The organism is Streptomyces sp. NPDC006283, from assembly GCF_040613325.1.
Lineage (GTDB): Bacteria > Actinomycetota > Actinomycetes > Streptomycetales > Streptomycetaceae > Streptomyces.
This window is the reverse complement of sequence record NZ_JBEXRZ010000146.1, coordinates 1-17,287: the sequence shown is the minus strand read 5'-3', so window position 1 is coordinate 17,287 and position 17,287 is coordinate 1. Positions and strand designations below refer to the sequence as shown.

Sequence of the window (17,287 nt, the reverse complement as noted above, 5' to 3'; positions counted from 1 at the left end):
GTGAGGGGACGTAAAAGAAGGAAGGGGACTCGCGGTTCATCTCCCGCATCGACTCGGGACGGCTCGAGGTGCGACGCCAGCCCGTCGACCTCGGGGCCGCCGTGCGCCGCCACGTCGAGGCCCATGTGGCGGCGGGGCAGGCCCCGGATCGCTTCCGGGTCCACGTCAGCGGGCCGCTGCCCGACCTGTGGGCCGACCCGGACAAGGTCGACCAGGTGCTGGGCAACCTGCTGGAAAACGCGGTGCGGCACGGAGAGGGAACTGTCACCATCGACATAGCGCCCTGGTCCCCGCCCCGTGAGCGGAGCGGTGCCGGCACCGCCGTCACCGTCAGCGACGAGGGCCCCGGCATTCCGGAGGAGTCGATGGGACGGGTCTTCACCCGCTTCTGGCGGGGGAGCAAGCGGGGCGGCACCGGCCTCGGCCTCTACATCGTCAAGGGCATCGTCGAGGCGCACGGCGGGACGATCACCGTCGGCCGGGGACCCGGCGGCGGTGCCGAGTTCCGATTTATCCTGCCCGTCGGCGCCCCGGCGTATCTCCAGTAGCGGTCCGTCCCGGATCGCACAGGGACCGCCCGGGCAGCCCGCGGGCTCATTCGCCGCTCCACACCCCGTTAGACTCGACCTTTGGCACCTTTGCGTCCTCGGTCGTCCTTGGTCGACGTGCGGGGTCCCCAGCCAGCCCATCGGAAGTACGGGAAGAGATGTCCGCACCCAATAAGTCCTACGACCCTGTTGAGGTCGAGGCACTGAAACCGGATGAGATCGAGCGCATGCGGGACGAGGCGCTCGCCGCCTTCGCCGCCGCAGACTCCCTCGAAGCGCTCGCCCACGCGAAGTCCGCGCACACCTCCGGCACCTCGCCGCTCTCCCTCGCCAACCGCGAGATCGGCGCACTGCCGCCGCAGGCCAAGGCCGAGGCCGGCAAGCGCGTGGGCCAGGCCCGCGCCGCCGTCGGCAAGGCGCTCGCCGCCCGCCAGGCCGAACTCGAGGCCGAGCGCGACGCCCGGGTGCTCGTGGAGGAGTCGGTCGACGTCACGCTGCCCTACGACCGCGTGCCTGCCGGTGCCCGCCACCCGCTGACCACGATGATGGAGCGCGTCGCCGACATCTTCGTGTCGATGGGGTACGAGATCGCCGAAGGCCCCGAGGTCGAGGCGGAGTGGTTCAACTTCGACGCCCTCAACTTCACGCCCGACCACCCGGCCCGGCAGATGCAGGACACCTTCTTCGTCCACGCGTCCGACGGCGCCTCCCGGGCCGAGGGCTCCGGCGAGGAGTCCGGCGTCGTGCTGCGGACCCACACCTCCCCGGTGCAGGCCCGTTCCCTGCTCCGCCGTGAGCCGCCCGTCTACGTGGTGTGCCCCGGCCGGGTCTTCCGCACGGACGAGCTGGACGCCACGCACACCCCTGTCTTCCACCAGATCGAGCTGCTCGCGGTCGACGAGGGTCTGACCATGGCCGACCTCAAGGGCACCCTCGACCACATGGTCCAGGCACTCTTCGGTCCGGACATGAAGACCAGGCTCCGGCCGAACTTCTTCCCGTTCACCGAGCCGTCCGCCGAGATGGACATGCTCTGCTACGTCTGTCGCGGCGAGTCCGTGGGCAACCCGGACCGGCCCTGCCGCACCTGCTCCAGCGAGGGCTGGATCGAGCTCGGCGGCTGCGGCATGGTCAACCCGAAGGTGCTCACCGCCTGCGGCGTCGACCCCAGTAAGTACAGCGGATTCGCCTTCGGGTTCGGCATCGAGCGGATGCTGATGTTCCGCCACAACGTCGAAGACATGCGAGACATGGTCGAGGGTGACGTCCGGTTCACCCGGCCGTTCGGGATGGAGATCTGATGCGGGTCCCGCTTTCTTGGCTGCGGGAGTACGTCGACCTGCCGGCGACCGAGACCGGCCGTGACGTCCAGGCCAAGCTCATCGCCGCCGGGCTCGAGGTCGAGACCGTCGAGCAGCTCGGCGCCGGGCTCAAGGGCCCCCTCGTCGTCGGCCAGGTCCTCACCATCGAGGAGCTGACGGAGTTCAAGAAGCCCATCCGCTTCTGCACCGTCGACGTGGGTCAGGCCAACGGCAGCGGGGAGCCGCAGGAGATCGTCTGCGGTGCCCGCAACTTCTCCGTCGGCGACAAGGTCGTCGTGGTCCTCCCCGGCGCCGTGCTGCCCGGCGACTTCGCGATCGCCGCCCGCAAGACGTACGGCAGGACGTCCCACGGCATGATCTGCTCCGGCGACGAGCTCGGCATGGGCGACGACGGCAGCGGCGGCATCATCGTGCTGCCGCCCGAGCATGAGGTCGGCACCGACGCCATCGAGCTCCTCGAGCTCGTCGACGAGGTGCTCGACATCGCCGTCACGCCCGACCGCGGCTACGCCCTGTCGATGCGCGGTGTCGCCCGTGAGACCGCCACCGCCTACGGCCTGCCGCTGCGCGACCCGGCCCTGCTCGACGTCCCCGGCGCCAACTCGTACGGCTACCCCGTCCAGGTCTCCGACCCGATCGGCTGCGACCGCTTCACCGCGCGCACCGTCGTCGGTCTCGAGCCCGAGGCCCACTCCCCGATCTGGCTGCAGCGCCGCCTGCAGAAGGCCGGGATGCGCCCGATCTCGCTCGCCGTCGACATCACCAACTACGTGATGCTCGAGCTCGGCCAGCCGCTGCACGCCTACGACCGCTCCCGCCTCGACGGGCCGATCGGAGTGCGGCGCGCGGAGCCGGGGGAGAAGCTCACCACGCTCGACGGCACCAAGCGCGTCCTCGACGCCGAGGACCTGGTCATCACCGACAACCGCGGGCCCATCGGCATCGCGGGTGTCATGGGCGGCGCGAACACCGAGATCGCCGATGCCACGCCCGACCCGGAGACCGGCCGGATGGTGGGCACCACCGAGGTCGTCATCGAGGCCGCGCACTTCGACCCGATCTCGATCGCCCGCAGCGCGCGCCGGCACAAGCTGGCCTCCGAGGCGTCCAAGCGCTTCGAGCGCGGTGTCGACCCGCAGGCCGCCGCTGCCGCCGCGCAGCGCACCGTCGACCTGCTGGTGCTGCTCGCCGGCGGTACGGCGGAGGGCGGGGTCACCGAGGTCGTCGCGCCCCGCGCCCCGCGGACGATCACGATGCCGGCGGACCACCCCGACCGTGTCGCGGGTGTCGCCTACGGCCGCGAGACGGTCGTGCGCCGCCTCCAGGAGGTCGGCTGCGACGTCGTGGGCCAGGACGAGCTCGTCGTCACCGTCCCGTCGTGGCGGCCCGACCTCGTAGAGCCGAACGACCTGGCGGAAGAGGTCATCCGGCTCGAGGGCTACGAGAACCTCCCCTCGACGCTCCCCACGCCGCCGTCCGGCCGTGGCCTCACCGCGCGCCAGCGCCTGCACCGCCGCGTCGGCCGCGCGCTGGCCGGCGCCGGCTACGTCGAGGCGCCGAACTACCCCTTCATCGGCGAGCAGGTCCTCGACCAGCTCGGGCTGGAGGCGGACGACGCCCGCCGTCGTCTGGTCAAGCTCGTCAACCCGCTCTCCGACGAGGAGCCCGCGCTGCGCACCACGCTGCTGCCCGGCCTCCTCGGCGCCCTGCGGCGCAACGACGGGCGCGGCAGCCACGACCTGGCGCTCTTCGAGACCGGTCTCGTCTTCCGGCCCACCGGCGAGGAAGGGCGCGCCGTGCGCCTGCCCGTCGACCGCCGTCCCACCGACGAGGAGATCGCCGGACTCGACGCCGCGTTGCCGCGTCAGCCGCACCGCGCCGCCGTCGTCCTCGCGGGCACCCGCGAACAGGGCGGCTGGTGGGGCAAGGGCCGCCCGGCCGTCTGGGCCGACGCGGTCGAGGCCGGCCGGCTGCTCGGCCGCGAGGCCGGCGTCGAACTGACCGTCCGCGCCGACCAGCACGCGCCCTGGCACCCCGGCCGCTGCGCCGCGTTCTACGCGACGGTGGGCGGCGAGGAGACGCTCGTCGGCCACGCCGGCGAGCTGCACCCGCGGGTCGTCAAGGCGCTGCACCTGCCGGACCGCACCTGTGCGATGGAGATCGAACTCGACGTCCTGGAGCGGGCAGCCGAAGGTGCCGTGCAGGCGCCGCGGATCTCCACGTTCCCGGTGGCGACACAGGATGTCGCGCTCGTCGTCGCGGACGACGTGGCCGCTTCCGACGTGGAGGCCGCCCTGCGTGAGGGCGCGGGCGAACTCCTGGAATCCCTCCGGCTGTTCGACGTCTTCACCGGTGAGCAGATCGGCGGGGGCAGCAAGTCCCTGGCGTACGCGCTGCGCTTCCGCGCGGCGGACCGCACGCTGACGGTCGAGGAGGCGACGGCCGCGCGCGACGCGGCGGTGGCACTCGCGGCCGAGCGGCACGGCGCGGTGCTGCGCGGCGCCTGACGTCCGCCATGAGGGGCCGGCCCGGAGCGATCCGGGCCGGCCCTTCCGCGTCGCGGGCGTGAGGGTGCGGGGGTGCGCGCGCCTGCGGCGGGCTTGTTCCCCTGCCGCCCCTTCCCGAACCGGGGGCTCTGCCCCCGGACCCCCGCGCCTCAATCGCCGGCGTGACATAGTCCGCCCGTCTGGGGGCACTCCCCCTACGCCTGGCGGCGTGGGAGGTACCCCCACCCACGGCCGCAGGCCGTAGGGGGAGATTGAGGACACCGCGCGCAGCGCGGTACGGGTCCGGGCGGAGCCCGGTTTCGGGAAGGGGCGGGGTGGGGAAACGGCCCGCCGCAGGCGGCACGCGGCCCCCGTTACGCCACCGTCACCCGCCCCCTCCGAAGCTTCGCGCACGCCAGAGTCACTGCCGCGCCCACCACCGCCCATGCCGCGAGCACCAGCATCGGTCCGCCCGCTCCGTTCCCCCGGAAGTACGCGATCGAGCGTGCCGCGTACGTGCCCGCCCCCGGTGGCAGTGCCGGGCCGATCGCCTGCCAGAACGGCGGCAGCAGGGGGTACGGGTAGGCGCCTCCCGCGCTGGGATTGCCGAGGACGACCACCAGCAGGATCGCCAGGCCGATTCCGACGATCCCCGCCAGCCCCTGCAGCGCCAGCGTGAGTGCGCCGACCGCGAAGACCACCAGCGTGCCCAGCCCCCAGAAGGCCCAGACGCTGCCCGGCAGGGCGTCCAGGACAGGGCTCGCGATCATCGCGCCGAGCAGCCCGGCCACGGCCGAGTACAGCAGCAGTACGCCCAGCCGGATGACGGCGCGGTGCGCGTTGGCGGGCCGGGCGCCGGCGCTGATCGCCAGGATCGCCGCGCACAGATAGCCGCCCACGCACCAGCCGACCACCAGATAGAACGCGGAGAGCCCGCGCGCGTCGCCCGCCGCGCCGGGTACCACGTCCACGACCCGCGCGGTGCGGCCCTGCGACTTCTGCACCGTGGCCACGATCTCGGTGAGTGCCTGCACGAGTGCCCCGCCCGCGCCGCCGGCGACCAACAGCCGGTCGGTGGTGCTTCGGGGGTCGATGACGAGCGCGCCGACGATCTTCCGTTCCGTGATCTGCCGGCGGGCGCTCGCCTCGTCGCCGACGGTGCGCGGGGCGAGCGGTTGGCCCGGCAGCCGGTCGAGGCGGTACAGGGCCTCGTCGGCGATCTGGGTGTCGGGCGAAGTGACCGCGACCGCGATCCGGTGCGGCTTCGGCTGGTGAAAGGCGCCGATGTACGACGTGATGAATGCGAGCTGGAGCGCCAGCACCCCGATGACAAGGACCGCCGCCCGCACGCTCACCGCGTCCTTGATCTCTTGGCGGAGGCCCTTGCGTGATCGGTGGTCGTCCGTCTGCGCCGTCTGCGCCGTCTGTGTCATGGCCCCACGCTCGACGGCGTCCGCTGCCCGCGCAGGCGGGGCGGGCCGAATGGGCCAAGCGTGGCGGTGGTCGGCATGCGGCTTGCGGGCACACTGCCCGGCCGTACGGGCGCCGTTTCCAGACAGCCGGGGGCCGCCGCGTAGGGGCCGGGGGAGGAGCCTCGATCGTCGCTCGAACGGGCATCGAACAATGTGTCGTACGCATGTTCGAAACTGGTCTATGGTGGAGGTGGGGGAGGTGAGAACGACTGATCCAGGAGGTGCAGGTGTCAGGCTTCACGCATCTGCACACCGTTTCCGGGTTCTCCCTGCGGTACGGAGCGTCCCACCCGGAGCGGCTGGCCGGGCGTGCCGCCGAGCGCGGCATGGACGCCCTCGCGCTGACCGACCGCGACACCCTCGCGGGCACGGTCCGCTTCGCCAAGGCCTGCGCCGACGAGGGCGTCCGGCCGCTGTTCGGGGTGGACCTCGCGGTGGGGGAGCGCGAACGGCAGGAGGGGCTCGCGGAGCGGCGCCGTACCCCGGTGCGCGGCGGCGCGTTCGTCGACGAGTCCGCGCCCCGCACCCTCTACCTCGCACGTGACCGGCGCGGCTGGACCGAACTGTGCAGGATGATCACCGCCGCCCACGCGGACGATCCCCGCAGCCCGCTGCTGCCCTGGGGCGACAACCACGGCGACGGGCTGACCGTACTGCTCGGACCGGACTCCGAGGTGGGCAGGGCGCTGGCCGCCGGCCGCCCCGACCGGGCGGCCAGGCTGCTCGTCCCCTGGCGGGAGAGGTACGGGGACCGGCTGTGCCTGGAGGTCGTGCACCACGGCCGGGACGGCACCGGCGCCGGTTCGCTGCGTCACGCCGCCCGTACGCTCGGCCTCGCCGCGGAGCAGGGTGTACGGGCCGTGCTGACCAACGCCGTCCGGTACGCCGACCCCGGCCGGGGCCCGGTCGCCGACGTCCTCGACGCGGCCCGCCGCCTGGTGCCGATCGACCCGCGCAAGGGCCTCGACAGCGGTGAGCGCTGGCTCAAGGACCCGGCCGCGATGGCGGGCCTCGCCGACCGGGTCGCGCAGGCCGCCGGCTTCCGGCGCGACACCGCGCACCGGCTGCTCGCCATGACCGAGGAGACGGCCGCCGAATGCCTGGTCGACCCCGAGGACGATCTCGGGATCGGCAGCGTCCACTTCCCGGAGCCGGGCCTCGTCGGCGCCGAGCACCGCACGGCACAGCGGGTGCTGGCCTCCCGGGCCGCCGCCGGGATGGTGCTGCGCGGTTACGACGGCCGGCGCGAGTACTGGGAGCGGATGCACCATGAGCTGGACATCATCGCCCACCACGGCTTCGCCTCCTATTTCCTGACGGTCGCTCAAGTCGTGGACGATGTCAGGGGTATGGGCATCCGGGTCGCGGCACGCGGTTCCGGGGCCGGTTCCCTGGTCAACCACCTCCTCGGCATCGCGCATGCCGACCCGGTCGAGCACGGGCTGCTGATGGAGCGCTTCCTGTCCAAGCGGCGCCGCGTCCTGCCCGACATCGACATGGACGTGGAGTCCGCACGCAGGCTCGAGGTCTACCGTGCGATCATCGACCGCTTCGGGCAGGAGCGGGTCGCGACCGTCGCCATGCCGGAAACCTACCGGGTTCGCCACGCCGTACGGGACGTGGGCGCGGCCCTGTCCATGGATCCGGCCGAGATCGACAGGATCGCCAAGTCCTTCCCGCACATCCGGGCCCGTGACGCCCGCGCCGCCCTGGACGAGCTTCCGGAACTGCGTTCCGTCGCGGAGGAGTTGAAGGGCAGGAAGCGGCTGTGGGAGCTGGTCGAGGCGCTGGACGCGCTGCCCCGCGGGATCGCCATGCATCCGTGCGGCGTGCTGCTCTCCGACGCCTCGCTGCTCACCCGTACACCGGTGATGCCCACCAGCGGTGAGGGCTTCCCCATGTCGCAGTTCGACAAGGACGACGTGGAGGAGCTCGGGCTGCTCAAGCTCGACGTCCTCGGGGTGCGGATGCAGTCGGCGATCGCACATGCGGTCGCCGAGGTGCGGCGGGCCACCGGCGAAGAGGTGGATGTCGACGCCGTACCGCCCGGCGACCCGGAGACGTACCGGCTGATCAAGTCCACCGAGACGCTGGGCTGTTTTCAGATCGAGTCGCCCGGCCAGCGCGACCTGGTGGGGCGGCTGCAGCCGGAGACGTTCGGCGACCTGGTCGTCGACATCTCGCTGTTCCGGCCGGGCCCGGTCGCGGCCGACATGGTGCGGCCGTTCATCGAGGCCAGGCACGGTCGCGCGCCCGCCCGCTATCCGCACCCGGATCTGGAGGGACCGCTGAGGGAGACGTACGGAGTCGTGGTCTTCCATGAGCAGGTCATCGAGATCCTGAACATCATGACCGGCTGCGGGCGGGACGAGGCCGACCGCGTGCGGCGCGGGCTCTCCGACCCGGAGTCGCAGGGGAAGATCAAGGCCTGGTTCGCGCAGAACGCCGGGGCGAAGGGGTACGCGCCCGAGGTGATCGGCCGGACCTGGGAGATCGTCGAGGCCTTCGGGTCGTACGGTTTCTGCAAGGCGCACGCGGTCGCGTTCGCCGTGCCGACGTACCAGTCCGCGTGGCTCAAGGCGCATCACCCGGCGGCCTTCTACGCGGGGCTTCTCACCCATGACCCCGGGATGTATCCCAAGCGGCTGCTGCTGGCGGACGCGCGACGACGCGGGGTGCCGGTGCTGCCGCTGGATGTGAACCGGTCCGGCGCCGCTCATCGAATCGAACTGGTGTCTGATCCAGAGGTCCTGGGGGCCGGAGAGCCGGCGCGATGGGGGCTGCGGCTCGCCCTCGCGGACGTCCATGGCATCAGCGCGGCCGAGACGGCCCGCATCGAGGCCGGGCAGCCGTACTCCTCTCTGCTGGACTTCTGGCAGCGGGCCCGGCCCGGTCGGCCGGTCGCCGAGCGGCTCGCCCAGGTCGGCGCGCTCGACGCCTTCGGCGCCAACCGGCGCGACCTGCTGCTGCACCTCGCCGAACTCCACCGCACCCAGCGGGGAACGGTGTCCTACGGCAGCCAGCTGCCGCTGGCCCAGGGCCGGAAGACCGCGCCCGTCGGGCTGCCCGACCTGGGGGACGCCGAACGCCTCAGCGCCGAGCTCGGGGTGCTCGGCATGGATGCCTCCCGTCATCTGATGGCGGATCACCAGGCTTTCCTGGCCGAGCTGGGCGTGCTCTCCGCCCAGCGGCTGCGCGGTGCGGCGCACGGACGCACGGTCCTGGTCGCCGGCGCGAAGGCGGCCACCCAGACGCCGCCGATCCGCTCCGGCAGGCGGGTCATCTTCACCACGCTCGACGACGGCACCGGCCTGGTCGACCTCGCCTTCTTCGACGACAGCCACGCCGCCTGCGCCCACACCGTCTTCCACTCCTGGCTGCTGCTGGTGCGCGGAGTGGTGCAGCGGCGTGGACCGCGCAGCCTCAGCGTGGTCGGCGCGGCCGCCTGGAACCTGGCGGAGCTGGTGGAGCTGCGGCGCACCGGCGGCCTCGAGGCGGTCGCGGCACGCCTGGCGGAGCCGGCGCCGCGGCAGGACGACGGGAGCGACAACGGCCGCCGTATCAAGATGCCGACGGGATACGAGATGAACCCGTGGGCGGACCTCAGGCCCGCCGGTGAACCGGCTCCGGGCGGAAGGAAGTTGTGGCACCAGAGCCCTGGGAGTGCCGGATGATCCTCTTTGTGCGCTTCCTTCCGGAGCCGGCGCTCGAGGTGGTGGGCGTCGAAGCCGCGCTGCCCGCGCTGCTCGCCCTAGCCGAGGACATCAGCCCCGTCGTCCAGGCGCTGCCACCCGACGCGGCACTCGTCGACGTCCGAGGAGCGGAGCGGTACTTCGGGCGGGACGCGGCCCAGCTCGCCTCGCTGCTGCGGGTCCGGGCGCTCGCGCACCGCGGCGTCGACTGCGTGATCGGCGTCGGCCCGACGCCCATGCTCGCCAGGATGGCCGCGCGCGATGCCTCGCCCGGTACGACCCTGGTGGTGACGGAGGAGGAGTCCGCCGCCTACCTGGCCGGCAAGCCGGTCACCGCGCTCGACGGGGTGGGCCGGGCGACCGCCCGCACGCTGTGCGCATACGGTCTCGACTCCGTCGGTCGCCTCGCCGCCGCGCCGCTCGCCGTGATCCAGCGGATCCTGGGCGCGCGGGCCGGACGCGAGGTGTGGGAACGGGCACGCGGCATCGACCGCACGGCGGTCGTCCCGAACGCCCTCTCCCGGTCGATGGGCGCCGAACGGGCCTTCGGTTTCGACGAGTTGGACCAGAGCGAGCACCGTCGGGCGCTGCTCTCGCTCGCGGAGGAGCTGGGTGCGCGGATGCGCGGTGAGCGTCAGGTGTGCACGTCGCTGACGCTCACCGTCCGTTACGCCGACCGGTCCACGACCACCCGCACCCGCACCCTGCGCGAGCCCACCGCCCACTCGGCGGCGCTCGCCGGTGCCGCGTACGCGCTCCATGAGGGGCTCGGTCTGCAGCGGGCCAGGGTGCGGGGTCTGTCGTTGCGGGCCGAGGGTCTGACGGAGGCCGAACGGGCGGCGCGTCAGCTGATGTTCGACCCCGCCGACGAGCGGGCGCGGCGCCTCGAGGAGGTGGCGGACCGGGCCCGTGCGAAGTTCGGTCCGCGGGCGATCGTGCCGGGGTCGCTGGCGGCCTGAGGCGGTCTGACCTGCGCTACAGGTCGTTTCGTATGTCTTGAAGAAAAGTCAGTTCTTTACCGACGCGTAACTTCCCAGCCGTGGTTACTCGCCCGTAAGTTGTCGTGAGCACAGCAAATCCAGCCATCGAACTCCCTTGAGCCGCAAGGAGACCGACCGATGCTGCCTTGGAAACGTGCGCTCAGACCACTGTCGGCCCTCATGCTCGCAGTGGCAGTCGCCCTCACCCCCGCCGCCACCGCCACCGCGGAATCCACCGCCGCCGCGCCCAGCCGTGGCTGGAACGACTACAGCTGCAAGCCCTCCACCGCCCACCCCCGCCCCGTCGTCCTCGTCCACGGAACGCTCGGCAACTCCGTCGACAACTGGCTCGTCCTCGCCCCGTACCTGGTGAAACGCGGCTACTGCGTCTTCTCCCTCGACTACGGGCAACTCCCCGACGTGCCCTTCTTCCACGGTCTCGGCCCCATCGACAAATCGGCGCAGCAACTCGACGCCTATGTCGACAAGGTGCTTGCCTCCACCGGCGCCGCCGAGGCCGACATCGTCGGCCACTCCCAGGGCGGCATGATGCCGCGCCACTACCTGAAGTTCCTGGGCGGGGCGGACAAGGTCAACGCCCTGATCGGCATAGCGCCGAGCAACCACGGCACCACCCTGAACGGGTTCACCAAGCTGCTGCCGTACTTCCCCGGAGCGGCCGACCTGCTCGGCACCCACACCCCCGCCCTCGCCGACCAGGTCGCCGGATCGGCCTTCCTCACCGAACTCAACGCGGGCGGCGACACCGTGCCCGGCGTGCGCTACACCGTCATCGCGACCCGCTACGACGAGGTGGTCACCCCCTGGCGTTCGCAGTACCTGAGCGGGCCGAACGTCCGCAACGTACTGCTCCAGGACCTGTGCCCCCTCGACCTCTCGGAACATGTGGCGATCGGTGTGTTCGACCTGATCGCCTACCACGAGGTGGCCAACGCGCTCGACCCGGCGCATGCGAAACCCACGACCTGCGCGTCGGTCTTCGGCTGACCCGCACCGGTCACGAGTGAGGCTGCCCTCCGCTCGCAGCGAGCGGAGGGCAGCCTTGTTGCTGTCCGGTCAGCGGCTGTGCCGGCCGCCCGCCGTCGCGGTCCTGCGCCGGCCGGCGCCGAACAACGCGGCGGCACCGACCGCGAGCGCGGCCGCACCGCCGACCGCCATGTACGTGGTGCTGCTGTCGCCGCCGGTCTCCGCGAGGTTCTCCCCCGAGGCCTTCGGGGCGGCGGCGGGCTCCGCGGCGCTCTTCGCCTCGGGAGCGTTGTCCGCGGACCCGTCGGCCGGCTGCTCGGCCGGCGCCGTGTCCGGCTTCTGTGCCGGCTGCTCGGCAGGAGCGGCGCCCGTCTGGTCGCTGTGGTCGTCGCCGCCGTGACCGCCGTGGTCCACCGTGGACTTGTCCGATCCGGCTTCGATGTCCTGCTCGGAGGGGGCGCTCGCCTCCGGCGCCGGTGCCCCGCCGCCGTTGTCCTTGCCGAACACCACGTCGGAGCAGGTGTAGAACGCCTCGGGGGAGTCGGACCGCTGCCAGATCGAGTAGATCAGGTGCCGGCCGGACTTGTTCGGCACGATGCCGTCGAAGACGTACGACCCGTTCTCCAGCTTCGGGTCGGTGACCTTGGCGAACGGCTTCTCCTCCAGGTCCGACCACTTCAGGGGCTTGGTGGGGTCGTACCCGTCCTTCGTGAGGTACAGCTCGAAGGAGCCCTTGTGGGGCGCGGTCGCCTTGTAGTGGAAGGTGCGGTTCCCGGACGCGAGCGGGGACGACGGCCAGTCCGCACGCGGCAGGTCGAGGCCCTTGTACTTGTCACGGCCCGCGCTGCACAGCTTGCCGTCCGGGATCAACTGCCGGTGGTTCCCTGCCGCGTTGGCGATGTTGACCTCGTTCCAGTCGTACAGCGGCTGCGTCCCGCCCGCCGCGACCAGCGCCTTGCACGCCGCCGAGTCGGGGCTCTCCGGGCCCTCCGCGAAGCAGGCGGATATCCGGCTGACCGGGTCGGTCATCGAACCGTGCGCGGACGCCGGAGCACTGGCGAGGCCGGCGAGCGCGAGCGGCGTGAGGCCGAGTACGGCGACCGAGGTGACCTTGCGGCGAGCGGTCATGGGGACGTTCTCCTTCAAACGGCTATGGGGGGACACGGGACGCGGCTCGAACAGGCGGTACAGCCCCCCGCGGACTACGGGCCTCTCGACCCACGGCGCCGACTGCGCGAACCGGCCCCGGCGATCAGCAAGTTAGCCGCTCGCGACGGCTAAATCGGCTGCTGGAGGAGGGTGATGGCGATCCTTATGGCCCCTTTAAGGCGGCACTAAGAGGGGGCTCAGGAAGCGAGATGTTCACGCTCGTCCGAGCACCGAGGCCGGGTGCGTCGCGTCCGTGGTCGTCCGCCGGGAGCTACCTGGTGTCCTCGGGGTGGCCCCCACCCGGCTCCCCGGCGGCGCGCGGTCCCTCGACACGGCCCACGGGCGGGCCGGGCCGGCCGCCGACGTCTGACGGCGGCACTGCGGTCGGCCTGCCCCGGACCCGTCTCAGGGGAGTGCCGGTCAGCCCTGGCAGCCTGCGATGGCGCTGAGCGGGGCGCAGTTGTCCGGGGCGTTCCTGCGCACCTCGGACCTTTCGAGCGTCACATCCGACGGGGCGTCGCTGAAGATGCCGCCGCCAAAGCCGCCGGTGGCGGTGTTGCGCGTCACTTCGGACCGCACCAGCCTGAGCGTGCCTTCCTGATGGAAAATCCCTCCGCCGTTGCTGCCACCACTGGCGGTGTTGCCGCGCACGGTGGAGCGTTCCAGCGTCGTCCGGCTGTCCGTGAAGAGGCCGCCGCCGCCGGTGTCGGAGGTGTTGCCGCTCAGGGTGGAGCGGGTGACCGTCAGTGTGCCCCCGCTGTTGATGATGCCGCCCAGTCCGGTGTTGTCGCTCACGGTGGAACGGGTGACCGTGATCGGTGTACCCCCCGAAACCAGGCTGTAAATGCCGCCGTTGGTATTCCCGCTCACCGTGGAACGGGTGACGGTCAGCGTGCCGTTGCTGAAGATGCCGCCGCCCAGTCCGGCGGTGTTCCCGCTCACGGTGGAGCGGGTGACGGTCACCGTGCCGGCGTTGTAGATGCCGCCGCCGCCGATGGCGGAGTTGCCGCTCACGGTGGAGCGGCTGACGGTCAGCGAGCCGCTGTTGTCGATTCCGCCGCCGAATGCGAGGGGGCTGGCCCCTCCGGTGACGCGGAGGCGGCTGATCCGGGCAATGACGCCCGAGTTGACCGTGACGGTGGAGCCGGCGCCGTTGCCGTCGAGGACGGCGTTCCCGATGCCGGTGAGGTTCAGGTTCTTGCCGATGGTGAAAGGGCCGTCGCAGGTCCCGCGGACTCCGAGGGTGTCTCCCGGGTCGGCATCGGCAATCGCCTGGCCCAGGGCCGCGGGGTCGGCCGTGCAGTTCACCGTCACGACCGCGGCGGCCGCGGGGGGCGCCGCGACACCGAGCAGGCCGGCCGAACCGGCCAGGGCGCCCGCCACGGCCCGCGCCCACGGACTCGTCCCCGGGCGTGGTCTGGTCATCTGGTCTCCGTAAGCTGTCGGGCGGCCCCGGAGGGCCGGATGTGGCTTATGTGGTCTTGTCCACGCGGACCGGCGATCCCGGCGGCCCGCGTCGGCCTGGACCGCCATGACGGGTTCCAGGGCGTGCTCAGCCTCCGCCCCGGGTGGAGCGGTTCCCTGCTCCGCCGCCGTCCGTACCGCCGGCGGCGGACAATCCCCCGATCGCCCCACACCCCCGGGCCGGCCTGTGGACGCAGCTCGCGATGGCGGCCGGGAACACCGAGCTCCGCCCGGACGCTGACCCGGGTATGACCTCACACCCGCCACGGAAGGTGGCACAGAGCCTCGGGGGGGCTCACCGGATCACGGTCGAGCCCGGCACCGAACATGTACGCGTCGTACGGGACGGGCGGGTGCTCGCCGAGAGCCGTCGGCCCCTGGTCCTGCGCGAGACCGGCTGCCCGGTCCGCTACTACCTCCCGGCCGCCCACGTACGGACGGATCTTCTGACCCCCTCCGCCACGCGCACCCACTGCCCGTTCAAGGGCGACGCCTCCTACTGGTCGGTGCCCGGCGCGGACGATATGGTCTGGGCCTACCCCGATCCGAAACCCGGTGTGGCCGCCATCGCCGATCACTACTGCTTCTACGACACGGAGGTGGTCAGGTGAGCGATACGCCGCAGCCCCGGGGCGCGTCCGCCGCGGAGGTCTTCGACGAGGTGGGCGCGCGCTACGAGGAGGTCTTCGCCGACGTCCCCGGCCAACTCGCCGCCCTGGACTGGCTCACCGGCCGCCTCGCGCCCGCTGCCCGGGTGCTGGACGTGGGCAGCGGTACCGGCCGCCCCGCCGCCGAGACCCTGGCCCGCGCGGGCTTCGCAGTCACCGGCATCGACGTGTCGGCCGAGATGGTCCGGCTCGCTCGGGAGCAGGTGCCCGCCGCCCGCTTCGAACAGGCCGATGTCCGCACCTACCGGGCACCGGACGGCGGGTTCGACGCGGTGTGCGCCTTCTTCCCGCTGCTGGTGATGGACCAGCCGGAAGTGGCGGAGTCGCTGGCCAGGGTGGCGTCCTGGGTGGCGCCCGGCGGGTCGTTCGCCATGGCCACCGTGCCCGGCGACATCAGGGGCCTGGACATCGTGTGGATGGGACACCAGGTCACCGTCAGCAGTCTGGCCACCGACGATCAGCTGCGGGTGCTGGAGGAGGCCGGCCTGGAGGTGGTGCACCACCACAGCGCCCTCTACCGTCCGCACGGGCCGGGCGCGCAGCCCGAGGAGCACCTGTACGTCCACGCCCACAGGCCGGCCTGAGCGGCCGGATGCGGCCGCCCCCCGCCCGCCGTAGCGTGGGACCGCACCGGGTTCCGAGGACGTCGGGAGAAGACATGGCCGGGGAGATCTCGTTCTTCGAGCTGGGCGTGGGTGACTCCGAACAGGCCCGGACCTTCTACACCGGGCTGTTCGGCTGGACGTTCGAAGCCGGTACGACCGAGGGCGGCGGATACGCGATCCGCACCCCGGGCGTCCCTGGGGGAGTGCACGGAGGGGACGCGGGAGCGAGCCCGTACCTGTTCATCAAGGTCGACGACATGCAGCTGGCCGTCGCACGGGTGCGTGAGCTCGGCGGCACCGTCGACGACCTCGACGTCGGCGGCGACGAGGAGTCGGTCGCCCGCTTCGGCCGCTTCCAGCTCTGCCACGACGACCAGGGCTCCCCGTTCGGGCTTCACCAGCCGCCCGCCTGACCGGACTTCAGCCGATCCGGCGGTAGCGGCGTTCCGGCCTGCCCGTACCGCCGTAACGCAGCGTGACCTGGGCCCGGCCCGTCTCCGCGAAGTACTCCAGATACCGCCGAGCGCTCACCCGCGACAGCGAACCCGCCTCCGCGCACTCGGAGGCCGACATGTCGCCCGGGTGCTCGCGCAGGATGCGCTCCACCAGCTCCGCCGTGTGGGGCGCCAGGCCCTTGGGCAGCTCACGGGAGCCGGGCGGCCGGGTGCCGAAGATCTGGTCGACGTCCTCCTGGCGCGCCTCGTCCAGCCGGTCGAGGCGCGAGCGCAGCGAGGCCACGTGCCGCAACTGCTCATGCAGCGCCGCCTGGTTGAAGGGCTTGATCAGATAGTGCAGGGCGCCCGCCCGCAGGGCGGACCGGACGATCGCCGCGTCCCGTGCGGCCGTGATGAACAGGGCGTCCGCGCTCACCCGGTCCGCGTCACGCTCCTCCGCCGCACGCAGTTCGCGCAGCACGGTGATCCCGTCCATGTCGGGCAGATAGACGTCGAGCAGCACAAGATCGGGCCGCAGCCGCTCGGCGGCGCGCAGCGCCTCCGCACCGCTGTGGGCCACCCCGACGACCGTGAAGCCCTCCGCCTGGGACACATAGCGGCTGTGCAGCTTGGCGACCATGAAGTCGTCGTCCACCACCAGCACCTTTGTCACGCCGACACGCTAAGCCGCGACCACAAGGACCACAACGTCCGTTGATTCCGGAAGAGAGACAGCTTCTTAACGCGCAGGCAACATGTGGGCCACTTCACACTCCTACGACGAGAGGCGTTGCCGTGCGATTGCGCACCCCCATTGCCCTGCTCGGGGCGGCACTGCTGGTGCTCGTGGGGCCGCCGCTGCTCACCACCGGCAGCGGCGCCGACACCGGTACGCAGATTCCCGGTCTGCGGTTCATGGTTCCCAACACCCCCGGCGGCGGCTACGACATCACCGCCCGCACGGCAGCCAAGAACGCCGAGGACGCCGGACTCACCCACAACATCGAGGTCTTCAACCTGCCCGGCGCCGGCGGCACCGTCGGCCTCACCCGGCTCGTCGGCGAGCACGGGAACGGCAAGCTCGCCATGTCCATGGGCCTCGGCGTCGTCGGGGCCGTGCACACCAACAAGTCGCCCAAGACCCTCGCCGACGCCACCCCGATCGCCCGGCTCACCGAGGAGCAGGACATCGTGGTGGTCGCCAAGGACTCCCCGTACAAGTCCATCGACCAGCTGATCGCCGCCTGGAAGAAGGACCCCGGCAAGCTGCCGGTCGGCGGCGGGTCCTCGCCCGGTGGGCCCGACCACCTGGCGCCCATGCTGATGGCACAGGCCGCAGGGATCGCCCCCAAGTCCGTCAACTACGTCCCCTTCGACGGCGGCGGCGAACTGCTCGCCTCCATCCTGGGCAACAAGGTCGCCTTCGGCGTCTCCGGCGTCGGCGAGTACCTCGACCAGATCACGTCGGGCGAGCTGCGGC

The 17,287-nt window shown here is 72.1% G+C and carries 13 protein-coding genes and 1 pseudogene; 10 read left to right on the top strand and 4 right to left on the bottom strand.

All coding sequences use genetic code 11. The features are described 5' to 3' along the window. Positions 1–38: 38 nt before the first annotated feature. From ABZ070_RS25575 to pheT, 3 genes and pseudogenes are all read left to right on the top strand, one after another. Positions 39–548 (top strand): annotated as a pseudogene (locus ABZ070_RS25575) (HAMP domain-containing sensor histidine kinase); the annotation flags it as partial. 158 nt (positions 549–706) lie between these two features. Further along, on the top strand, positions 707–1,849 hold the full coding sequence (gene pheS, locus ABZ070_RS25570; protein WP_356637668.1) for a phenylalanine--tRNA ligase subunit alpha: 1,143 nt from the start codon (positions 707–709) through the stop codon (positions 1,847–1,849). After that, positions 1,849–4,377: a phenylalanine--tRNA ligase subunit beta gene (gene pheT / locus ABZ070_RS25565; RefSeq protein ID WP_356637667.1), complete on the top strand. Its 2,529-nt coding sequence runs from the start codon at positions 1,849–1,851 to the stop codon at positions 4,375–4,377. The genes pheS and pheT overlap by 1 nt, the downstream gene beginning before the upstream one ends. A gap of 353 nt (positions 4,378–4,730) precedes the next feature. On the opposite strand, the gene ABZ070_RS25560 is transcribed toward pheT, so the two are convergent. Continuing rightward, a complete protein-coding gene (locus ABZ070_RS25560) occupies positions 4,731–5,789 on the bottom strand; it encodes a DUF3533 domain-containing protein (protein WP_356637666.1) in 1,059 nt (352 codons plus the stop codon). 266 nt (positions 5,790–6,055) lie between these two features. Here ABZ070_RS25560 and ABZ070_RS25555 point away from each other — a divergent pair, with 266 nt between their 5' ends. From ABZ070_RS25555 to ABZ070_RS25545, 3 genes are all read left to right on the top strand, one after another. Further along, entirely contained in the window at positions 6,056–9,502 is a 3,447-nt protein-coding gene (locus ABZ070_RS25555; protein ID WP_356637665.1) for a DNA polymerase III subunit alpha, read from the top strand. Further along, a complete protein-coding gene (locus tag ABZ070_RS25550) occupies positions 9,499–10,479 on the top strand; it encodes a hypothetical protein (RefSeq protein WP_356637664.1) in 981 nt (326 codons plus the stop codon). Before ABZ070_RS25555 ends, ABZ070_RS25550 begins: the two co-directional genes overlap by 4 nt. A 159-nt stretch (positions 10,480–10,638) precedes the next feature. Then, positions 10,639–11,508 carry an alpha/beta fold hydrolase gene (locus ABZ070_RS25545; RefSeq protein WP_356637663.1) on the top strand — a complete coding sequence of 290 codons (870 nt, stop codon included), beginning with the start codon at positions 10,639–10,641 and terminating at the stop codon, positions 11,506–11,508. 69 nt (positions 11,509–11,577) lie between these two features. On the opposite strand, the gene ABZ070_RS25540 is transcribed toward ABZ070_RS25545, so the two are convergent. Then, positions 11,578–12,615, bottom strand: a complete 1,038-nt coding sequence (locus ABZ070_RS25540; RefSeq protein ID WP_356637662.1) for a lytic polysaccharide monooxygenase — start codon at positions 12,613–12,615, stop codon at positions 11,578–11,580. A gap of 441 nt (positions 12,616–13,056) precedes the next feature. Next, positions 13,057–14,061 (bottom strand): right-handed parallel beta-helix repeat-containing protein, encoded by a 1,005-nt coding sequence (locus ABZ070_RS25535; protein ID WP_356637661.1) that lies wholly within the window; start codon positions 14,059–14,061, stop codon positions 13,057–13,059. Positions 14,062–14,372: 311 nt separating this feature from the next. On the opposite strand from ABZ070_RS25535, the gene ABZ070_RS25530 reads away from it, so the two are divergent. The 3 genes from ABZ070_RS25530 (at position 14,373) to ABZ070_RS25520 (ending at position 15,786) form a co-directional block, all read left to right on the top strand. Next, positions 14,373–14,711: a DUF427 domain-containing protein gene (locus tag ABZ070_RS25530; RefSeq protein WP_356637660.1), complete on the top strand. Its 339-nt coding sequence runs from the start codon at positions 14,373–14,375 to the stop codon at positions 14,709–14,711. Beyond that, positions 14,708–15,352 (top strand): class I SAM-dependent methyltransferase, encoded by a 645-nt coding sequence (locus tag ABZ070_RS25525; RefSeq protein WP_356637659.1) that lies wholly within the window; start codon positions 14,708–14,710, stop codon positions 15,350–15,352. Before ABZ070_RS25530 ends, ABZ070_RS25525 begins: the two co-directional genes overlap by 4 nt. A gap of 74 nt (positions 15,353–15,426) precedes the next feature. After that, entirely contained in the window at positions 15,427–15,786 is a 360-nt protein-coding gene (locus ABZ070_RS25520; protein ID WP_356637658.1) for a VOC family protein, read from the top strand. 7 nt (positions 15,787–15,793) lie between these two features. On the opposite strand, the gene ABZ070_RS25515 is transcribed toward ABZ070_RS25520, so the two are convergent. After that, positions 15,794–16,480, bottom strand: a complete 687-nt coding sequence (locus ABZ070_RS25515) for a response regulator (protein WP_356637657.1) — start codon at positions 16,478–16,480, stop codon at positions 15,794–15,796. Positions 16,481–16,602: 122 nt separating this feature from the next. Between ABZ070_RS25515 and ABZ070_RS25510 the strand changes: the two genes are divergently transcribed. Beyond that, a partial coding sequence (locus tag ABZ070_RS25510; protein WP_356637655.1) for a tripartite tricarboxylate transporter substrate-binding protein occupies positions 16,603–17,287 on the top strand: 685 nt, incomplete at its 3' end.